Origin of the sequence: Chitinophaga japonensis (assembly GCF_007830125.1) — a bacterium.
In the GTDB taxonomy this organism is placed as follows: Bacteria; Bacteroidota; Bacteroidia; order Chitinophagales; family Chitinophagaceae; genus Chitinophaga; species Chitinophaga japonensis.
This window is the reverse complement of the sequence record NZ_VLLG01000008.1, coordinates 214838-231609: the sequence shown is the minus strand read 5'-3', so window position 1 is coordinate 231609 and position 16772 is coordinate 214838. Positions and strand designations below refer to the sequence as shown.

The 16772-nt window shown below is 52.3% G+C and carries 17 protein-coding genes; 7 read left to right on the top strand and 10 right to left on the bottom strand.

All coding sequences use genetic code 11. The features are described from left to right. Positions 1-22: 22 nt before the first annotated feature. On the bottom strand, positions 23-958 hold the full coding sequence (locus tag LX66_RS27940; protein ID WP_145719685.1) for a hypothetical protein: 936 nt from the start codon (positions 956-958) through the stop codon (positions 23-25). Between the two features lie 287 nt (positions 959-1245). Between LX66_RS27940 and LX66_RS27935 the strand changes: the two genes are divergently transcribed. The 5 genes from LX66_RS27935 to LX66_RS27915 all read left to right on the top strand — a co-directional run bounded on the left by LX66_RS27935 (position 1246) and on the right by LX66_RS27915 (position 5113). Beyond that, entirely contained in the window at positions 1246-1905 is a 660-nt protein-coding gene (locus tag LX66_RS27935; RefSeq protein WP_145719683.1) for a metal-dependent transcriptional regulator, read from the top strand. 11 nt (positions 1906-1916) lie between these two features. Further along, a complete protein-coding gene (locus LX66_RS27930; RefSeq protein ID WP_145719681.1) occupies positions 1917-3782 on the top strand; it encodes an Nramp family divalent metal transporter in 1866 nt (621 codons plus the stop codon). Positions 3783-3804: 22 nt separating this feature from the next. Beyond that, the gene (locus LX66_RS27925; protein WP_145719679.1) at positions 3805-4194 is read left to right on the top strand and encodes a thioesterase family protein; all 390 of its coding nucleotides are present in this window, start codon (positions 3805-3807) and stop codon (positions 4192-4194) included. Between the two features lie 120 nt (positions 4195-4314). After that, positions 4315-4581, top strand: a complete 267-nt coding sequence (locus LX66_RS27920; RefSeq protein ID WP_145719677.1) for a hypothetical protein — start codon at positions 4315-4317, stop codon at positions 4579-4581. A gap of 166 nt (positions 4582-4747) precedes the next feature. Next, positions 4748-5113: a hypothetical protein gene (locus LX66_RS27915; RefSeq protein ID WP_145719675.1), complete on the top strand. Its 366-nt coding sequence runs from the start codon at positions 4748-4750 to the stop codon at positions 5111-5113. A gap of 85 nt (positions 5114-5198) precedes the next feature. Here LX66_RS27915 and LX66_RS27910 read toward each other — a convergent pair whose 3' ends face one another. The 5 genes from LX66_RS27910 to LX66_RS27890 form a co-directional block, all read right to left on the bottom strand. Further along, on the bottom strand, positions 5199-5759 hold the full coding sequence (locus LX66_RS27910) for an SRPBCC family protein (protein WP_145719673.1): 561 nt from the start codon (positions 5757-5759) through the stop codon (positions 5199-5201). 191 nt (positions 5760-5950) lie between these two features. Next, positions 5951-6694, bottom strand: coding sequence for a LytR/AlgR family response regulator transcription factor (locus LX66_RS27905; RefSeq protein ID WP_145719671.1), 744 nt, complete (start codon positions 6692-6694; stop codon positions 5951-5953). Next, on the bottom strand, positions 6672-7733 hold the full coding sequence (locus LX66_RS27900) for a sensor histidine kinase (RefSeq protein WP_211366605.1): 1062 nt from the start codon (positions 7731-7733) through the stop codon (positions 6672-6674). The genes LX66_RS27905 and LX66_RS27900 overlap by 23 nt, the downstream gene beginning before the upstream one ends. Before the next feature lie 105 nt (positions 7734-7838). Beyond that, positions 7839-8189 carry a DUF4288 domain-containing protein gene (locus LX66_RS27895; RefSeq protein WP_145719669.1) on the bottom strand — a complete coding sequence of 117 codons (351 nt, stop codon included), beginning with the start codon at positions 8187-8189 and terminating at the stop codon, positions 7839-7841. A gap of 52 nt (positions 8190-8241) precedes the next feature. Next, positions 8242-9054 carry a LiaF transmembrane domain-containing protein gene (locus tag LX66_RS27890; protein ID WP_145719667.1) on the bottom strand — a complete coding sequence of 271 codons (813 nt, stop codon included), beginning with the start codon at positions 9052-9054 and terminating at the stop codon, positions 8242-8244. Positions 9055-9203: 149 nt separating this feature from the next. Between LX66_RS27890 and icd the strand changes: the two genes are divergently transcribed. After that, positions 9204-10469, top strand: a complete 1266-nt coding sequence (icd, locus tag LX66_RS27885; RefSeq protein ID WP_145719666.1) for an NADP-dependent isocitrate dehydrogenase — start codon at positions 9204-9206, stop codon at positions 10467-10469. A gap of 186 nt (positions 10470-10655) precedes the next feature. Further along, complete coding sequence (locus LX66_RS27880) at positions 10656-11888, top strand: NADP-dependent isocitrate dehydrogenase (protein WP_145719665.1); 1233 nt, start codon at positions 10656-10658, stop codon at positions 11886-11888. A 114-nt stretch (positions 11889-12002) separates the two neighbouring features. Here LX66_RS27880 and LX66_RS27875 read toward each other — a convergent pair whose 3' ends face one another. From LX66_RS27875 to LX66_RS27860, 4 genes are all read right to left on the bottom strand, one after another. Beyond that, positions 12003-13652 (bottom strand): L,D-transpeptidase family protein, encoded by a 1650-nt coding sequence (locus LX66_RS27875; RefSeq protein ID WP_145719663.1) that lies wholly within the window; start codon positions 13650-13652, stop codon positions 12003-12005. A gap of 142 nt (positions 13653-13794) precedes the next feature. After that, entirely contained in the window at positions 13795-14367 is a 573-nt protein-coding gene (locus LX66_RS27870) for an AraC family transcriptional regulator (protein ID WP_145719661.1), read from the bottom strand. 103 nt (positions 14368-14470) lie between these two features. Continuing rightward, positions 14471-14692: a hypothetical protein gene (locus LX66_RS27865; RefSeq protein WP_145719658.1), complete on the bottom strand. Its 222-nt coding sequence runs from the start codon at positions 14690-14692 to the stop codon at positions 14471-14473. Between the two features lie 97 nt (positions 14693-14789). Next, positions 14790-16766: a putative porin gene (locus LX66_RS27860; protein ID WP_145719656.1), complete on the bottom strand. Its 1977-nt coding sequence runs from the start codon at positions 16764-16766 to the stop codon at positions 14790-14792. Positions 16767-16772 lie beyond the last annotated feature (6 nt).

The window sequence follows — 16772 nt, the reverse complement described above, 5'->3', positions numbered from 1 at the left end:
TGAAACACTTGTGCTACGATTCTTAATTATTAATTCTCTTTTTTGTAAAACTTCCTTCAAAAAGACATTTAATGCCCCGGTAGGCGCCGCAGCCGCCGATCTCCCGGATGCTGACCCGGCGGGAGGAGAACTGGAAGGCAATGCCGCAGGAGCTTTCCTTGTCCTTGTATTCTCCCCGGTTAGACCCGGTAAAATGGCCGGTGCCGCTCAATTCCCCTTTGCAGCTCCCGTTTTCCCGTGAAAAGGAAATGAAGAACAGGAAGGTCTTGGGGTCCGGGCCGTCGCGGATGGAGATAATATTCAGGTCGCCGGAAGTATAGTCTGCAGAAAATTTATGCTTGCCGGGTAAGGTATCGATGGGATTAAAGATCTGGCCTGGCATGGCAGGCCCGTTGGAGTTGGTCATGATCAGGGTAAGCTGCCCGTCAGGCTGAGCCATGTAAAAATCTTCCTTCAGTGCAGTATGAGAAGGGCCCAGCCGCATTTCCGTGCTTATTTTCACCAGGTATTTGCTGTCCAGCGTAAAGCTGAGCCGGTCCTTGCTGCCGGCCGCCTTGCTGGCTACCAGCACCCGGTTCAGGTAACGGCCCTCCTTGTCTGTAAAACACAGGTAGGCTGCCGCCCGTGACTTGCTTACGGCCTCTACTACAAAATAATGCAGGTGCTCGCCTTCAAAGTGCGCCAGGGGGAAGAACCGCGGCGTGGCCTTTTCCGGGAAATCCGCCGCCGCCATCGTGTCCGTCAGGAACTGTTGCAGCACCGCCGGTTTCAGCACCAGCGTATCGGCTGGGTTTTGCCCCAGCGAATCGGCCATTAACCGGTAAGGCAATTCCTTTTCGGGGAACAGCGCCTCAAAATCCTCAAAGGTCAGCGGGTTATCACCGTTCGCACGATCCTTCCCGGACCCGCAACCCGCCAGTATGCCCACCGCCAGTAATAGAATCAGCAACCTGTTCATGCGTTGTGTTGAATGATTATGGCTGAAAAGTTAAAGATAATTTTGATATATAGTGCATGACAAATCAAAAAAAACATCATAAGTTAACCGCTTTCGGCTTAATTTATTAGATTTGCCTAAATTTTATTTTAGACCTTGTGAAACGAAGCATGATGAAATTTACATTATAATCCACAGAGAAATGAAAATTTTATCATGCGTAGTTCCATCTGACCTTTGAAACGCGAAGCGTTCACTGAGACAAAAGCAAGACATAGTGAACGAAGTAAAAGACAAAAAATTAACGGATGAATTTATCGGTAGCGGAAGAGAATTACATTAAATCCATTTACAAGCTGGAGGAAAGCCAGGAATCTGTGACCACCACCGGCCTGGCCTATGAGCTGGACACCAAGCCGGCCTCTGTAACGGATATGGCCAAAAAGCTGAAGGAAAAAAAGCTGATAGATTATGAGAAATACCAGGGCATTAACCTCACCTCCGAAGGTAAAAAGGCGGCGCTGCATATTATACGCCGGCACCGGCTGTGGGAATGCTTCCTGGTAGAAAAGCTGGCCTTCAGTTGGGAAGAGGTGCATGAACTGGCGGAGGAGCTGGAGCATGTCAGGAGCGAAAAGCTGATCAACCGGCTGAGCGAGTTCCTGGGCAATCCTACCATAGACCCGCATGGGGACCCCATCCCCGATGCGCAGGGCAAAATGGGGAAACAACGGACACAGGTGTCCCTGGACCAGGCACGCGCCCGGCGGCTGGAAGTAACGGCCGTGTCCGACAAGTCCACCGCCCTGCTGGAGTTCCTCACCGCCAAAGGCATCCGCCTGGGCAGCCAGTTGGAAATAATAGAACGATATGAATTTGACAATTCAATTGAAATAAAGATCAGGAATCAACCGGCCTTCACCATTAGTGAACAGGTAAGCAAGAACATCATGGTAAGGCCGCTGTAATGAATTAATCTATGGATCACACAACCTCGCTGAGTGAAGTACATCAGAGCGTAGATACCACTGCACGTTCGCGCTGGAGAAAATTACTGTCATTTTTCGGACCGGCTTACCTGGTAAGCGTAGGCTACATGGACCCCGGCAACTGGGCCACGGACCTGGCCGGCGGCAGCCAGTACGGGTACAAGCTGCTGTGGGTGCTGCTGATGAGCAACCTCATGGCCCTGCTGCTGCAAAGCCTGAGCGCCCGGCTGGGCATTGTGCGCGGCCGCGACCTCGCACAGGCCAACCGGGAAACCTATCCGCGCCCCATTAACTTTGTGCTGTACCTGCTGGCGGAAGTGGCCATTGCCGCCACGGACCTGGCGGAAGTGCTGGGCATGGCCATCGGTATACAATTGCTTACCGGGCTGCCCCTGGCCTGGGGCGTGAGCATTACCGTGCTGGACACCTTCCTGCTGCTGATATTGCAACGCTACGGCATCCGCAAAATGGAGGCTTTTATCATCAGCCTGGTGGCCATTGTGGGCATCTCCTTCCTGACAGAGCTGGTGCTGGCCAAACCGCTGATGTCTGAAGTAGTGACCGGCTTTGTGCCCGGCATACCGGACAATACCGCGCTGTACATCGCCATTGGCATTATAGGCGCCACCGTAATGCCGCACAACCTGTACCTGCACTCCGCACTGGTACAGACCCGCAAGATACAGCGGGACAATGGCGGCATTAAACAGGCGCTGAAGCTGAATTTCATAGACAGCGCCGTAGCCTTGAACCTAGCTTTTTTCGTGAATGCCGCCATCCTGATACTGGCAGCCACCGTATTCTTTAAAACAGGCCGTACAGATATTGCCGAGATACAGGACGCGCACCAGCTACTGGAACAATTGTTGGGCAACAAAGTAGCGCCCATCCTGTTTGCCGTAGCGCTGATAGCAGCCGGGCAGAGCTCAACCGTTACCGGTACCCTGGCCGGGCAGATCGTGATGGAAGGCTACCTGCGCCTGCGTATCAATCCCTGGCTGCGCCGCCTTATCACGCGGCTGCTGGCCATTGTGCCCGCCCTGCTGACCATACTGATAGCGGGCGATGACAAGGTGGGCGAACTGCTGGTGTTCAGCCAGGTGCTGCTAAGCCTGCAGTTGGGCTTTGCCATTATCCCGCTCATCCATTTTGTGAGCGACAAAAGCACGATGGGCGAGTACGCCGTTAAACCATTAACAAAAGCAGTGAGCTGGCTGATCACCGGCATACTGGTATACCTGAACCTGCGCATGGTGTTTACAGAAGCTTACAGTTACATTACGCAAGGCGGCAACGGCTGGATAGATGCCCTCATCATTGCAGGGGGTGTGGGCTTTGTGCTGCTGCTGGTTATCACAGTTGTATACCCTTTGCTGAGCAGGTACCGGCAAACGGCATCCGTGCGCATACACCCCTCCCAGCTCTCCCTTGGCCCCATGGAAAAGCCGCAGTATAACCGGATCGCCATGGCGCTGGACTTCAGCAAACAGGACGAGCAGGTGATCAGCAATGCCGTGGCCTACGGTAACGAACAAACGGAATATATATTGATACATATCGTGGAAAGCGCCTCCGCCAGGTATTTTGGCAAAGAGTCCGATGACTTTGAGACCCGGAAGGACCAGGAGCAGATGGATACCTACGTTGCCCTGCTGCGCGAGCGCAACATACCGGCCAAAGGCGTGCTGGGCTACCGGCACCGGGCCAAGGAAATTGTGCGCATCGTAAAAGAGGAAAAGGCGGACTTCCTGGTACTGGGCGGCCATGGCCACACCGGCATCCGGGACTGGGTGTTTGGCGAAACCGCCAACGAAGTAAGGCACCAGGTAAAAATACCCGTGCTGGTGGTACAATAATCTGTGGAATTAGTCAACAATTATGCGATCCTGTTTTCAACCCGGCGATCAAAAACATTTTACCCGCACCGTACGGGAAGCCGACTGCGCCACCTTTGAAACCGGCGCGGTACACCCGGTTTACAGCACTTTTGCGCTGGCGCGGGATGCGGAATGGTGCTGCCGCCTGTTTGTGCTGGATATGAAAGAGGCCGACGAGGAAGGCATTGGCACCATGATAACGGTGCAGCACCATGCACCCGCCAAAGTGGGCAGCACCGTGCATTTTACCGCTACCCTCATCCGGCTGGAAGGGCACGCGCTCACCTGCCGGTACGAGGCCCGGTGCGGTGATACGCTGATTGCAAGCGGGGAACAGGGACAAAAAATACTGAAGAAAGAAAAACTGCAAAGACTGTTTGGCACATCATAATATAGCCGCCGCTGCAGGCTTTTTAACAAAACATTAGTATAAAGCTTTCCTAATTAATGTAAATCTTACACTAACCGGAATAACTTTTGGTCTTACTACTTTGAACCAAAAGTTTAAACCATGTCTAAACACACTAAGGAAAACGTTAAACGGAGCATTCAGGAATTAGCGATGGGCAATTATTCCAGCTATCCGCAAGATTATGATCCTGCAAAGCAGGAGACCAACATAAACATCCGGTCACTGACAAAAGGCTATTGGGATGTGCGTGATGATAAGGAGATCCAGCGAGACAATAAACTGGGCATTCAACTGGAAGATTATGAACAGTGGACGCAGGAAGCATACAATACCTACGTTCGCCAGCATGCGGATGCACTGACCTGAACAGGTCTTGTTGTTTAAAAGGGAGGGCCGGCCAGGAAGCGTTTTTGCTTTTTAGCCGGCCCTTCCTTTTTTCAAGGCCCGGGCTTTTCAGCCGGGCTGCTGTAACATAGCAGGCATGATGCTTATTTTTATTGAAACCCAATTTTCACCATTCAATAACATCCTTATGAAAACACTGACTTTAGCCTGCACGCTGTTGCTCTTCCTGTTTACCGGCAGCTCCTTTACCGGCATCCCGGCCCCGGCTGAAAATGTAAACACAGCCGCCAGGGCGCGCATACATGCCACCTTGCGGCTTTCCCAGGTAGTAGCGGGAATAGAGGTAACGATCCCCACCGCCATCTACAGCGTTCAAAACCAGCAGACCGGTGCTTATGGCACTGCTATTGATCCCAACCGGTTTGACGTGGAAGTACAGGAGGGAGATGTGCTTTACCTGAACTCATTCGATCTGCCCCTGGCTATTTATTATACGGTGACTGCTGCGGATGTGGCCAGCGGAAGCATTCATGTGAGCATTTTATCTTTATAGGCGGGAGTATTCATTGCAGAGGGGCCGGCTAAACAATAGCCGGCCCCTCTGTATGAGCAATGGCGGAGTGTATATATAGCTTATCCTATTTGCTGATGCGGCTGCTGATCGGCTGTTTTTCCAATACGCCTTTCAGGTTCTGCAGGCCCGTTTCCAGGTCCTTACCCAGGTGTTGGTCCATATCAATAAACAGCAGCATAATGTTCATGGGGTAAGGCATGCTGCTTTCAAAGCCCCATTTTACCCTGGTTTGGCTGTCAGACACAGCGGCGGTGCTGAAACGCGCATCGGCCAGGCCTTCAAAGGGTTTGATAAAATGGATCTGCATGTCCACACTTTCGCCTTCCGCGATCTTCCTGATCTCCTGTTCGCCGGCGCCTGCCTTTTCACTATCCCAGGCGTATACAAAACCCACGGTACCGTCCGTGCCCCTGAAATCTTTTTTCATGCCCGGATCCATCATCGCCCATACGCTGAAGTGATCCTGGTTTTTCAGGTGTTTTACATAGTCAAACACTTCCTGTTTGGGTTTGCTGATAATGATCTCCCTTTCTACCGCATATTGCTTTTTAGTGAACAACGCGATGATCAGGGGAACGGCGATCAGCACGGCAATAGCGATCAGGATCTTTTTTACGATTTTCATACAGTGTATAGATTTTAGATGAATGTTGCTTCGATTTATATTGATGGTGTAAAACTAACTGGATTTCCCGGACGGCATGGGTTGCGAATCTGACATAAAAAGGGGGTGATCACGACATTTTTTTTTAAGCAACGAAAGCGGGGCGGCATGGCCGCCCCGGTATATAAAGGTCAAATGGCAGGATGCTGCGCTTATAGTCCCAGCGCTGCTTTCAGCCGGGGATAGCCGGTTTTGCTGACCGGCACTTTGGCCCCGGTGCGCAGAATGGCCAGGTGGTTCTCCTTTTCATAAGGCTCTATGCGCGTTACCTGGTTCACATTCAGTATGTAGGAGCGGTGCACGCGGGCAAACTGCTGCGGGTCCAGCGTTTGCTCAAAGAATGCCATAGTCTTGTTCTTCAGGAAAGCGCCTTCATGGGTGACGATCTTCACATAATCATCCGCCGCTTCCAGGTAGTGCACATCCGGCACGGGAATGATCTTGATCTTGCCATTGATCTTCACTACGATGCGGCTGCTTTGCAGGGGCGATGCCGCCGCCGTTTCCAGTAACTGCTCCGTGGCTGGCGACGGCGGGGTGGCGGAGAGGCGGTCCAGCCATTTCTGCAGGGCCTTTTCAAAACGGTCCTTTGAAAAGGGCTTCAGCAGGTAGTCTACTGCATTCACCTCAAAGGCGCGTATGGCATGCTCCTCAAAAGCGGTGGTAAAGATCACGGCGGGCATCTCTTCTACCAGTTCCAGCATTTCAAAACCGTTGATCTTGGGCATCTGCACATCCAGGAAAAGGATGTCCGGCTGGTGCTGCTGTATGGCTTTCAGCCCGTCAAACCCGTCATTGCATTCCTGTATCACCTGCACCTGCGGGAATCCCTGCAGGTACTCCTTTACTACTTCGCGGGCCAGTGGTTCATCGTCAATTATGATTGCTTTTATCATGTGGTTGCGGAACTTTAATCAAGGTGGTAAAAATGTGATCGTCGCAGCTTGTTTCCAGCAGGTCCTGCCGGGCAAACAGCAGGTACAGCCGGCGGCGGATGGAGCTAAGCCCAAAGCCGGTGCCGCGGTGAGGCTGCTGCAGGGCGCTGTCATACGGGTTTTGCGCCTGTATGTACAGCACATTGTCCTGCATCCAGGCCTTTATGGTGATGGTAATGGCTTCCGTAGTATCATACAAGCCGTATTTAATAGCGTTTTCCACTACAGGCTGCAGCAGCATGGGCGGTATCCGCGTTTGCGCGGCGGCGGGATCGGCCTCCACTATGGTGGACAGGCGGTGGCCAAAGCGCACCTTTTCAATATCCAGGTACCATTGCAGGTACTGCAGCTCTTCGGGGAGCGCTATCCATTGCTGATCCTCCCTTTTGAGCGTGCCCCGCAGGAATTCTGACAGTTTCAGCACCATTTCCCGGGCTTCCTGCGGGCGGATGACGATCAGCGCATTGATGGAGTTCAGGCTGTTGAATAAAAAGTGCGGCTGTAACTGTTGCCGCAACTTGTACAGCTCCGCTTCCCGGGAAATACGCTCCGCCGCTTCCCGGCGTTCCAGCATTTCCCGCTGCTCCACCATATCATACCACACCAGGCTCTTGAGCCCCATACCGGTAATGACCAGCCACCCGATAATGAAATGCACCGGCAGCGCCAGGTGCAGCCATTGCCGGTACTCCAGCTCCCGCGGGAAAAAATACCGCAACTGGCAGGTGGCCGCCGCCAGCCAAAGACCGGTAAGCGCCGTGCTGTAGGTCAGCACAAACACATACTTGCCCTTGCCGGGGCGGTAGTAGGACAGGTTATGATTAATGAGCAATACGGCAAAAGCCAGCAGCAGGGTATGCACCGCACTGTCTGCCCAGGCTACGGGCGGGCTGAGCTGAAACCACTGTATCAGCAGCACCCCGTATAGCAACAGGAAGATGTAGGTAGTCACTATAACGGTCCAACGGAAATATTTGTCGGATAAAGGGCGGCTGATCACGTTACTTTTATTTTTAATTAACAATTAATAATGAAGAATTAATAATCGTATGAACAATGTTACGCGAACCACTTGCAACGATTATTAATTGTTAATTATTCATTATTAACTGATCTCAATATACTGCGGGTCCTGCAACTGGGCGGACTTCATCTGCAGCCAGGCTACATAGGCGGTGGCATCTGCCGGCTCCTCGATACGGGAGTACAGCTCCATGCCGTCTGACAACTGGTCCAATGTGTAGAGCTCCGGTACATTGATGAATTTCCATTCCACCAGCTCCTGTTTCTGGTTGCGGAACGCATACTGTTCCTGCAGGCCTATCTCGCGCGCTTTCTGCGCCGCCACCTGCTTGCTGTCCGCACTGATCAGGCGCAACTGCTCGTCGAACTGCGGCATATGGTTACCGCTGCCGCAAATGATCTGGTACACTATTTTCGCTACAAACCAACGCATACTACTAATAATTTAAAAAGGGTTAAAAAAGTTTTATTGAATACAGGTTATATCATGCATAACTTTTGATCTCCATGCCCCCGAAAACACAGGAGCCTTTGATCACCAGGATTTTGCCGGTATTGGGCGTCACCAGCTCCGCCGGGCGCTTGTCTTCCACACCGCCAAAGATGGTATCCACTTCCAGCTTCACGTCCCAGTTGGAGGGCACTACCAGCTCTATGCCGCCAAAAACGGCATTCGTTTCTATTACCACCTGGCCATTGAAATCCGCCTGGGTCAGGTTGATCTCTACTCCACCGAAAATAGCGCTCACATCCCCACCCTGGAAGTTCTTGGTCAATACCACCCTTTCCGTTCCTCCGAAAATAGAGGACACGCTCAGGAAATCATCACTGTTTGGGTTTGGTTGTACCGCGCCTTCAGGAGCGTCGGCAGACCAGGTGCCTTTGTATTCCCCGGCAGACCAGGAGCCCTTGTAAGTGCCGGCAGACCAACGATGCTGCCCTGCCCTCCCAAAGCACCGGTCCTTGCGATAAGGACGCTTGATCAACATAAATATCCCTATAAGCACCAGGCCCAGGGGCCAGCCATAGCGCGGGAAGTCAAATTGCCAGATCCCCATTCTATCTACCAGAAAGATGGCGCCCAGCAGCGTGAGAATAAACCAGGGGCCGCCGCGGAACCGGTGTTTTATGCCGATCAGCAAACCAATCACCACCATCAGCATCTGCCAGGAAAATACCCATCCGGGTACCCCCTCCAGGTCTATGTTTTGCAGGAAAAGGAACAGGCCGACCACGATGAGTATGACTCCACCCCAGGCGCCGTTGTTCCGTTTGTGTGCTATTTTTCTTTCGTCCATTATTTTTAAGATTATGATACAAAACTAGGGAGCGGCGGCCGGGCCTTCAAGCGGGTTTAGGCTAAAAATGGCGAAGTTCCGGTGAACGGGGGGAAAATAACGGTGAAAAAAACCAAATCGGCTTATCTTTGCGCACTAAATAAGTGTTTATGCCGGCAGAAAAGATTGTAATGACCAATGGGCAGTTAAAGGTTCCCGACCAACCAGTAATTCCATTTATTGAAGGCGACGGTATCGGTCCCGACATCTGGCAGGCCAGTGTGCGCGTATTTGACGCCGCCGTGGAGAAAGCGTATGCGGGCCAGCGAAAGATCGCCTGGAAAGAAGTACTGGCAGGCGAAAAGGCCTTCCAGCAAACCGGTGAATGGCTGCCAGCCGCTACCCTTGCTGACCTGAAAGAATACCTGGTGTCCATTAAAGGCCCGCTGACTACGCCGGTAGGCGGCGGCATCCGTTCCCTGAACGTGGCCATGCGCCAGGAGCTGGACCTGTACGCCTGTGTACGGCCGGTACGCTGGTTCAACAAGGTGCCCTCTCCCCTGCGCCATCCCGACCAGGTGAACATGGTGATCTTCCGTGAAAATACCGAGGACATCTATGCCGGTATTGAATATATGTACGGCACCCCTGAAGCGCAGCAACTGCTGCATTTCCTGCAGCACGACCTGGGCGTAAAGAAGATCCGCTTCCCGGAAACTTCCTCCTTCGGCATCAAGCCGGTTTCCAAAGAAGGCTCCGAAAGGCTGATCCGCTCCGCCATCCGTTACGCTGTTGAGCACAAGCTGCCCTCCGTAACCCTGGTGCACAAAGGCAATATCATGAAGTTTACCGAAGGGGGCTTCAAGAACTGGGGCTACGAGCTGGCGCGGCTGGAGTTTGGCGAGCAGGTGTATACCTGGGAACAGTGGGAAGCCACCAAGAAAGAGCAGGGAGAAGAAGCGGCCAACAAGGAACTGAACATTGCGCTGGCGCATAACAAGATACTGATCAAGGACGTGATTGCCGACAACTTCCTGCAGCAGATACTGCTGGCGCCCGCGGATTTCTCCGTGGTAGCCACCCTGAACCTGAACGGCGACTATATTTCCGATGCGGCCGCTGCGGCGGTAGGCGGTATCGGCATCGCTCCCGGCGCCAATATCAACTACGTGACCGGGCATGCGGTATTTGAAGCTACCCACGGCACCGCTCCCCGCTTTGCCAATACCAACACCATGAACCCCTCCTCCGTGATCCTGAGCGGTGTGATGATGCTGGAGTACATGGGCTGGAAAGAAGCGGCCAATCTTATCGTGGAAGGCCTCAGCACGGCTATCATGCGTAAGCGGGTGACCATTGACTTCTACAAGCTGATGGACGACGCCACCCTGGTATCCACCAGCGAGTTTGCAGACGAGATCATTAAACACCTATAAACATTGAGCTTAAAGCCGAAAGCGAAAAGCATAAAGCTAATGCAGCAACCGCTCCAAGGCTTTCTGCTTTAAGCTTTTAGCTTTCCGCCAATTTGGATTTTGTACCACGTTATAGTATATTTCGGGTTTATCTTGCTTGAATAACTAGTTGTAGATAACCTTATTAATTCTAAAAAAACACCTGAAATGGCAGAAAAGATCAAAGTCGCAAATCCGGTGGTAGAACTGGATGGAGATGAGATGACACGGATCATCTGGAAATTCATTAAAGACAAACTGATACTTCCCTACCTGGATGTTGATATCAAATACTACGACCTGGGCATAGAGCACCGCGATGCCACCAACGACCAGGTGACCGTAGATGCAGCCAATGCGATCAGAGAAATTGGCGTAGGTATCAAATGCGCTACCATTACGCCGGATGAAGCCCGCGTAAAGGAGTTCAACCTGAAGCAAATGTGGAAATCGCCCAACGGCACCATCCGTAACATCCTGGACGGTACCGTATTCCGCGAGCCCATCGTGACCAAGAATGTGCCCCGCCTGGTGCCCAACTGGACCGCACCTATCTGCATCGGCCGTCACGCTTTCGGCGACCAGTACCGCGCAACCGACTTTGTGACCAAAGGCAAAGGCAAGCTGACCATCACCTTTGAAGGTGAGAACGGTGAAACGATACAACACGAAGTATACAACTTCAAAGGCGATGGCGTGGCCCTGGCCATGTACAACACGGACGAGTCCATCAAAGGCTTTGCCCGCGCCTGCTTTAACCAGGCCCTGATGAAAAAGTGGCCGCTGTACCTGAGCACCAAGAATACCATCCTGAAAAAATACGACGGCCGCTTCAAGGACATCTTTGAAGAGATCTACCAGAACGAGTTCAAAGCCGAGTTTGACAAGAACAACCTGGTATACGAGCACCGCCTGATAGACGACATGGTGGCCAGCGCCCTGAAATGGAACGGCAACTTCGTATGGGCCTGTAAGAACTATGATGGCGACGTACAATCTGATACGGTGGCACAAGGCTTCGGCTCCCTGGGCTTAATGACCTCCACCCTGGTAACACCGGACGGCAAGGTAATGGAAGCGGAAGCGGCGCACGGCACCGTAACCCGCCACTACCGCGACCACCAGGCCGGTAAGCCTACTTCCACCAACCCCATCGCCTCTATCTTTGCCTGGACCCGTGGCCTGGAATTCCGCGGCCGCCTGGACAACAACCAGGAGCTGATCAACTTCTGCCATGCGCTGGAGCAGGTGTGCGTGGAAACCGTGGAAAGCGGCAAAATGACCAAGGACCTGGCCGTATGTATCCACGGCAACAAAGTGGAGCATGGCAAGCACTACCTGTATACGGAAGAGTTTTTACAGGAGCTGGACAGTGCGTTGAAAGCAAAGCTGAAAAAATAGAATAATAAATCTTAAATGATAAATGTAAAATGTAAAAGTAGGTAGCCAGTATTTCATTAAGGCATTTCACCCTCACTTTTACATTTTGCATTTATCATTTGCTATTTTACATTTTCAAAACCCCATCTGCTTCCGCAGGGCTTCATCTTCCCCATAAATATCTTCGTAGAACACCAGGCGGTTATCGTCCTTTGCTACTGTTGTAAAATAGCGGATGTAAATGGGCAGCCGGCGGGTAAAGTTCACCTGTTTTTTTTCCTGGAAGGCCAGCCAGGTGCGCACACTGTCGCGCATATGCCGCAGGGTATCGTCTTTTACCAGGTACATGGCCAGGCTGTCCCACTGCTGTACCCTTACGCAGCCGTGGCTCAGGGCGCGGTAGCTGTTGCGGAACAGGCTGCGGTTGTTGGTGTCATGCAGGTATACGCTGTACCTGTTCATGAAATTGAATTTCATAATGCCCAGGGAATTGTCCTCGCCATCCATCTGGCGCAGCACATAGGGGAAATGCCCTCTTCCCAGTTTGGTCCAGTCTATCGTATAGGGGTCTACGGCATTGCCGTGCCGGTCTATCACTTCCAGGTTCTTTTCCGCCAGGTAGTTGATGTTCCTGCGGATAGCCGGCAGCATTTCCCGGAACACGATGCTGTAAGGCACGCGCCAGTAAGGGAACATCACGAAATTGGTCATCCGGGAATTGAGCAGGGGTGTTCTGTTGCGGGGCGTGCCCACTATCACACGGGAGTGCAGCACCACGGCCCCGCTGTCTACCACCTGCAGGTCGTAGGCAGGAATGTTCACTATCAGGTAGCGGTCCGGCAGGGTATCCGGCAGCTTGCGCCAGCGGTCCAGGTTCAGGGCCACCTGCACCTCCCAGTCATACAGGGAGCGGTTCAGGAATTCCCGTGTTTTTTTCCCGGCAATACCGTCGGGGTACAGGTTAAAGGCCTGCTGAAACGCTTTCACCCCCTGCTTCAGCAAGGTAGTATCGCCATAGCGGCCGGTAGTATCCACAAAAGCGGCCTGCACCAGCCGGTTGAGCACCTGTTGCCGGTAGGCGGCGGTATCGGTATATACATCCGGCAGGGTATCGCGGGTAAGCCCTTTATATCTTTCACGGAATGCCAGCAATCCCTGCTTCAATGCGGCATACCCTTCATGCGCCGGTTCCAGGCTGCCTAATACGGCGGCTATACTTTTTTGCTGCAAGGCCTGTTGCAGGAGGTTAGCCAGGGTGGTGTCCGTAAAGGCGGAGTCCCGGCGCAGGGTAACGCTGTCCCGGGGCGCCGCGCCAAAATGCAGGTGGGAGGCCATTTTCATGAATGCATCCGTCATCATCACATCTACTTTGGCCCACAGGGCTGCATCCTTGCGGGAAGTGCTGTCGGTCCTCACCTGTTGCATGGCGGCCGTCAGGGCCCCGGCGTGGTAACAGGCAGGCAGCAGGCCCGCATCCATGGCATGCAGCACCAGGTGCAGCATGGAGTCTGCGCTGGCAGTGGCCGTTCCATTGTCTGACCACTGGGGGGTATTGTCCTCTTGCTGGTAAAAGTACCGGAGGGCGGTAGCCAGCATGGGTATGCTGTCTTCCATCATACCGTTATTGTCTGCCATATAAGCCAGCCGTTCTGCAATATTTTCAGGGATGACTTCATGGAGCTGCCGGATATTCCTGACGATCTCCTGTTGTTTCGGCGTCTTTTTACGGCCACAGGCGGCCAGTACCCATAGCGCCGCCAGGCAAATGATATACTTGTAACTCATTGACAAATGGATAAAAATCCCAAATTCCAGATTCCAAATTCCAAAAGCCAGGCCAGGCCCTCAATAATACAGAACTGTTACTAACAATTAAGGGCTTGTCGCCATTTTGGGATTTGGGTTTTGGAATTTGGAATTTTGCTTACTATATGGCGTCCAGCGGCCGGCGCCGGTGCTCTTTCATTTGTTTGAACCGGCTGGGGGTCAGCCCGGTCACTTTCTTAAACTGGCCGGATAAATGCGCTACGCTGCTGTAGCCTAACTGGTACGCTATTTCGCTGAGGTTCAGCTCATCGTACACCAGTAGTTCCTTTACCCGCTCTATCTTCTGCTGGATAATATACTGTTCTATGGTCAGTTGTTCTATTTCGGAGAACAGGCTGCTGAGATAATGGTAGTCCTTATGCAACTGGCGGGAAAGCAGCGTAGAAAAATTTTCCCGCATTTCGTTCAGGGGAGAATGATGGATAGTAGCGATAATGATATTCTTAACAGCTTCCACCAGTTGCTGCTTCCGGTCGTCTACCAGGGGCAATCCCTCCTGCTCCAGGGCGGCAGCTACCGCCTGCAACTGTTCACTGTCCGGCTGGCCGTTCAGCACGGCCTTTCCCAGTTGCACATCCTGTACGGATAAGCCTTCCCTTTCCAGCACGGCCCTCACGGCTTTTATGCAGCGGGGGCATACCATGTTTTTAATGTGCAATTCAAAGTTTTGCATATCCACGCAAAACTAATTAATAATTAAGAATGAATAATTAATAATCGTTACGCTGGTGTTTCGGGTAACATTACTGCAACGATTATTAATTATTAAATATTAATTATTCATTCTTAACTGTTACTTGTATACGGTCTGCCAGGTCCAGCAGCAGGGAGATGTTAACGCCGTTACCGCCGGTTACTTCGGGGCGCAGGTAACCGTCCAGGTCCGGCTCATAATACACATCCAGTCCGTCTACATTTACCTTGTACCGTTGAGAATGGCCATGCAGGGGCAACACATCATACCGGTTCGCGTTATGTTTTATTGTAAATGCCTTCATCTGATAAAATTTTGTTACAACCATTTCAACAAAATCCTACACAAAAGTTACGCCATTTACGTCACAAAACCGCTACTTAACATAGCAGTTCCGCGCCCTAGTTTATAAACCACCAGCGGAGGCCCACCCGTATGCCGAAATCGTTTAAGGGGTACAGCGGAGCGGCGAAGTTATTGGTTGCCAGGAAGGTATTCAGGTTCTCCGCCCGTATGTAGGCCGACAAGGACTTAATACGGAAATGCAGGAACGCAGTAAGGTCCGGGAGATTATACCCTACTTTCTGTGTATTCTGGTACACAAACTGGCCCTGCAACGGTGAATAATCATCGGCATAATAGTCCGTATTATAACGGGCTTCTATACCTGTCATCAGGTTCAGGTTATTGAACAGGCGGTTTTCATAGGCTATGCGGTGGCGGGTCCAGATGGTAGGCACATTTACCGGGCCATTGCCATGCACCTGCTGGAAAGCGATATCCGCATACCAGTTCCAGTGCTTTACCCGGAAATGCTTGCTGAATATGACCTGCAACAGGTTGAACAGGCCGGAGGCCTGCGCGCTGTGCATATAATCAGTAAAGTAAGTATACTGGTTATAGATATAGTAATTCGCTACCAGGTTATATTTCAGTTTTTTATTATCTGCGGAGAACTGGAGCTGGGTGATGTTCTCCTTGCCCAGGTCTGTATTGTACCAACTGTCGCGGTTATAGCTGAAAAACTTGTATACATAGGAAGGCTCGCGGTTTACGTTCCGGAACAGGAGGCTTACATTGCCCAGGGTTTCATTGAGGTAGCGGCTCAGCATACCGCTCACGCTGTAATCGCCCAGGTTGCGGCCCACTGCATAGAACTCGCCTTTGGCGGAAAAATCCCAGCGCTCGTTGCGTGTTTTATTGCGGTACTCGCCATGCAGGGCCAGGTTGTTGAACTGCTGGCTCACATTGTCCGGGAACTCGCCCCGGGTATGATCAAAACGGGCGCCCAGGTTAATGAAGTGCGCCAGGTTGCCCCTTACCGGGAACTGTATCAGCGACAGGTCGTTGGAAAGGGTGCGCCACTGCTGGCGTGCATGGATGGTATCATTGGCCTTGTATACGATATCGTAATGCAGCGGGTAGTATTCCTGATCGGGATCATTATCCGTAAACTCGTAGGTATTGCTCTGGGATTTAAAGGTATACTGCACGCGGAATACAGGATCGAACTTGTAGTACTGCGTGGTATCGTTCACGTGCACGGTATCGCCCTTTCCCCAGTCGTACTGCTGCTCCAGGAGTATGCCCCTTTGCTGGTAGGTGGATTTAACCGCGATGGTAGTGCCGAAGAACGCATAGGTGGGCACCTCCTCGTTGCCCAGGTTCACGTCTATGGTCCGCCGGTTGCTGTACCTGGAGCTGTCCAGGTAGGATGCGTCCCGGATACCGCCGTTCTCCCCGCCGTTGATCTTGTTATAATAGTAGCTCAGGTAAGCGTGGTAGCGCAGGTTTTTGCTCTTGTAGTTGGCCGTTACCCGGTACAGGTCATGATTCGTGTTCTGGGTGCGGAAATACCCCGGCGCATTGATCTTCCGGTAGTCAAAGGAAAAATTGAAATACTGGTTGCGGTTCTGGGTGTGCGATACGCCGATCACCTGCTCCTGCTTGGCGCCGATGAGGTACTGCAGCTCCGAGTAGGGCCGGGTGGTGTTATAGAACCGGGCATTCTCATGACTGAAGCCGTATACATCATAGGCATGAAACCCTTCATCAAAACCGGCCTGCATACGCGGCGTAAAAATAATGTTGCGCGCGGCGCTGCCGGTATTGCCCAGGGTCACGTAGCTGGCGGGCACGCCCAGGTAGTTGCCGGTAAAATCTATCACGGAAGAATCCAGCCGGTGCTGCACCGGATCATTCAGGTAGTGATATTTGAGGGTAAGGGTGTCCGGCCCCAGGTTGCGCTGGGAGGTGTCCCGCTGCATACGGGTATTGCCGCCTGCGCCAAAGTTGCCGAAGCCGCCTGTATTGAACTGTGCCATTACCTGGCTGCCGCCTGTTACCAGCAACCCCAGTATGATGAAAAGATGCCTCATTAACAA

Coding starts and splice junctions, on each gene's coding strand:
- LX66_RS27920 (WP_145719677.1), top strand. CDS start 4,315: ATGTCTAAACACACTAAGGAAAACGTTAAACGGAGCATTCAGGAATTA.
- icd (WP_145719666.1), top strand. CDS start 9,204: ATGCCGGCAGAAAAGATTGTAATGACCAATGGGCAGTTAAAGGTTCCC.
- LX66_RS27915 (WP_145719675.1), top strand. CDS start 4,748: ATGAAAACACTGACTTTAGCCTGCACGCTGTTGCTCTTCCTGTTTACC.
- LX66_RS27925 (WP_145719679.1), top strand. CDS start 3,805: ATGCGATCCTGTTTTCAACCCGGCGATCAAAAACATTTTACCCGCACC.
- LX66_RS27875 (WP_145719663.1), bottom strand. CDS start 13,652: ATGAGTTACAAGTATATCATTTGCCTGGCGGCGCTATGGGTACTGGCC.
- LX66_RS27940 (WP_145719685.1), bottom strand. CDS start 958: ATGAACAGGTTGCTGATTCTATTACTGGCGGTGGGCATACTGGCGGGT.
- LX66_RS27910 (WP_145719673.1), bottom strand. CDS start 5,759: ATGAAAATCGTAAAAAAGATCCTGATCGCTATTGCCGTGCTGATCGCC.
- LX66_RS27865 (WP_145719658.1), bottom strand. CDS start 14,692: ATGAAGGCATTTACAATAAAACATAACGCGAACCGGTATGATGTGTTG.
- LX66_RS27895 (WP_145719669.1), bottom strand. CDS start 8,189: ATGCGTTGGTTTGTAGCGAAAATAGTGTACCAGATCATTTGCGGCAGC.
- LX66_RS27880 (WP_145719665.1), top strand. CDS start 10,656: ATGGCAGAAAAGATCAAAGTCGCAAATCCGGTGGTAGAACTGGATGGA.
- LX66_RS27860 (WP_145719656.1), bottom strand. CDS start 16,766: ATGAGGCATCTTTTCATCATACTGGGGTTGCTGGTAACAGGCGGCAGC.
- LX66_RS27890 (WP_145719667.1), bottom strand. CDS start 9,054: ATGGACGAAAGAAAAATAGCACACAAACGGAACAACGGCGCCTGGGGT.
- LX66_RS27930 (WP_145719681.1), top strand. CDS start 1,917: ATGGATCACACAACCTCGCTGAGTGAAGTACATCAGAGCGTAGATACC.
- LX66_RS27905 (WP_145719671.1), bottom strand. CDS start 6,694: ATGATAAAAGCAATCATAATTGACGATGAACCACTGGCCCGCGAAGTA.
- LX66_RS27935 (WP_145719683.1), top strand. CDS start 1,246: ATGAATTTATCGGTAGCGGAAGAGAATTACATTAAATCCATTTACAAG.
- LX66_RS27870 (WP_145719661.1), bottom strand. CDS start 14,367: ATGCAAAACTTTGAATTGCACATTAAAAACATGGTATGCCCCCGCTGC.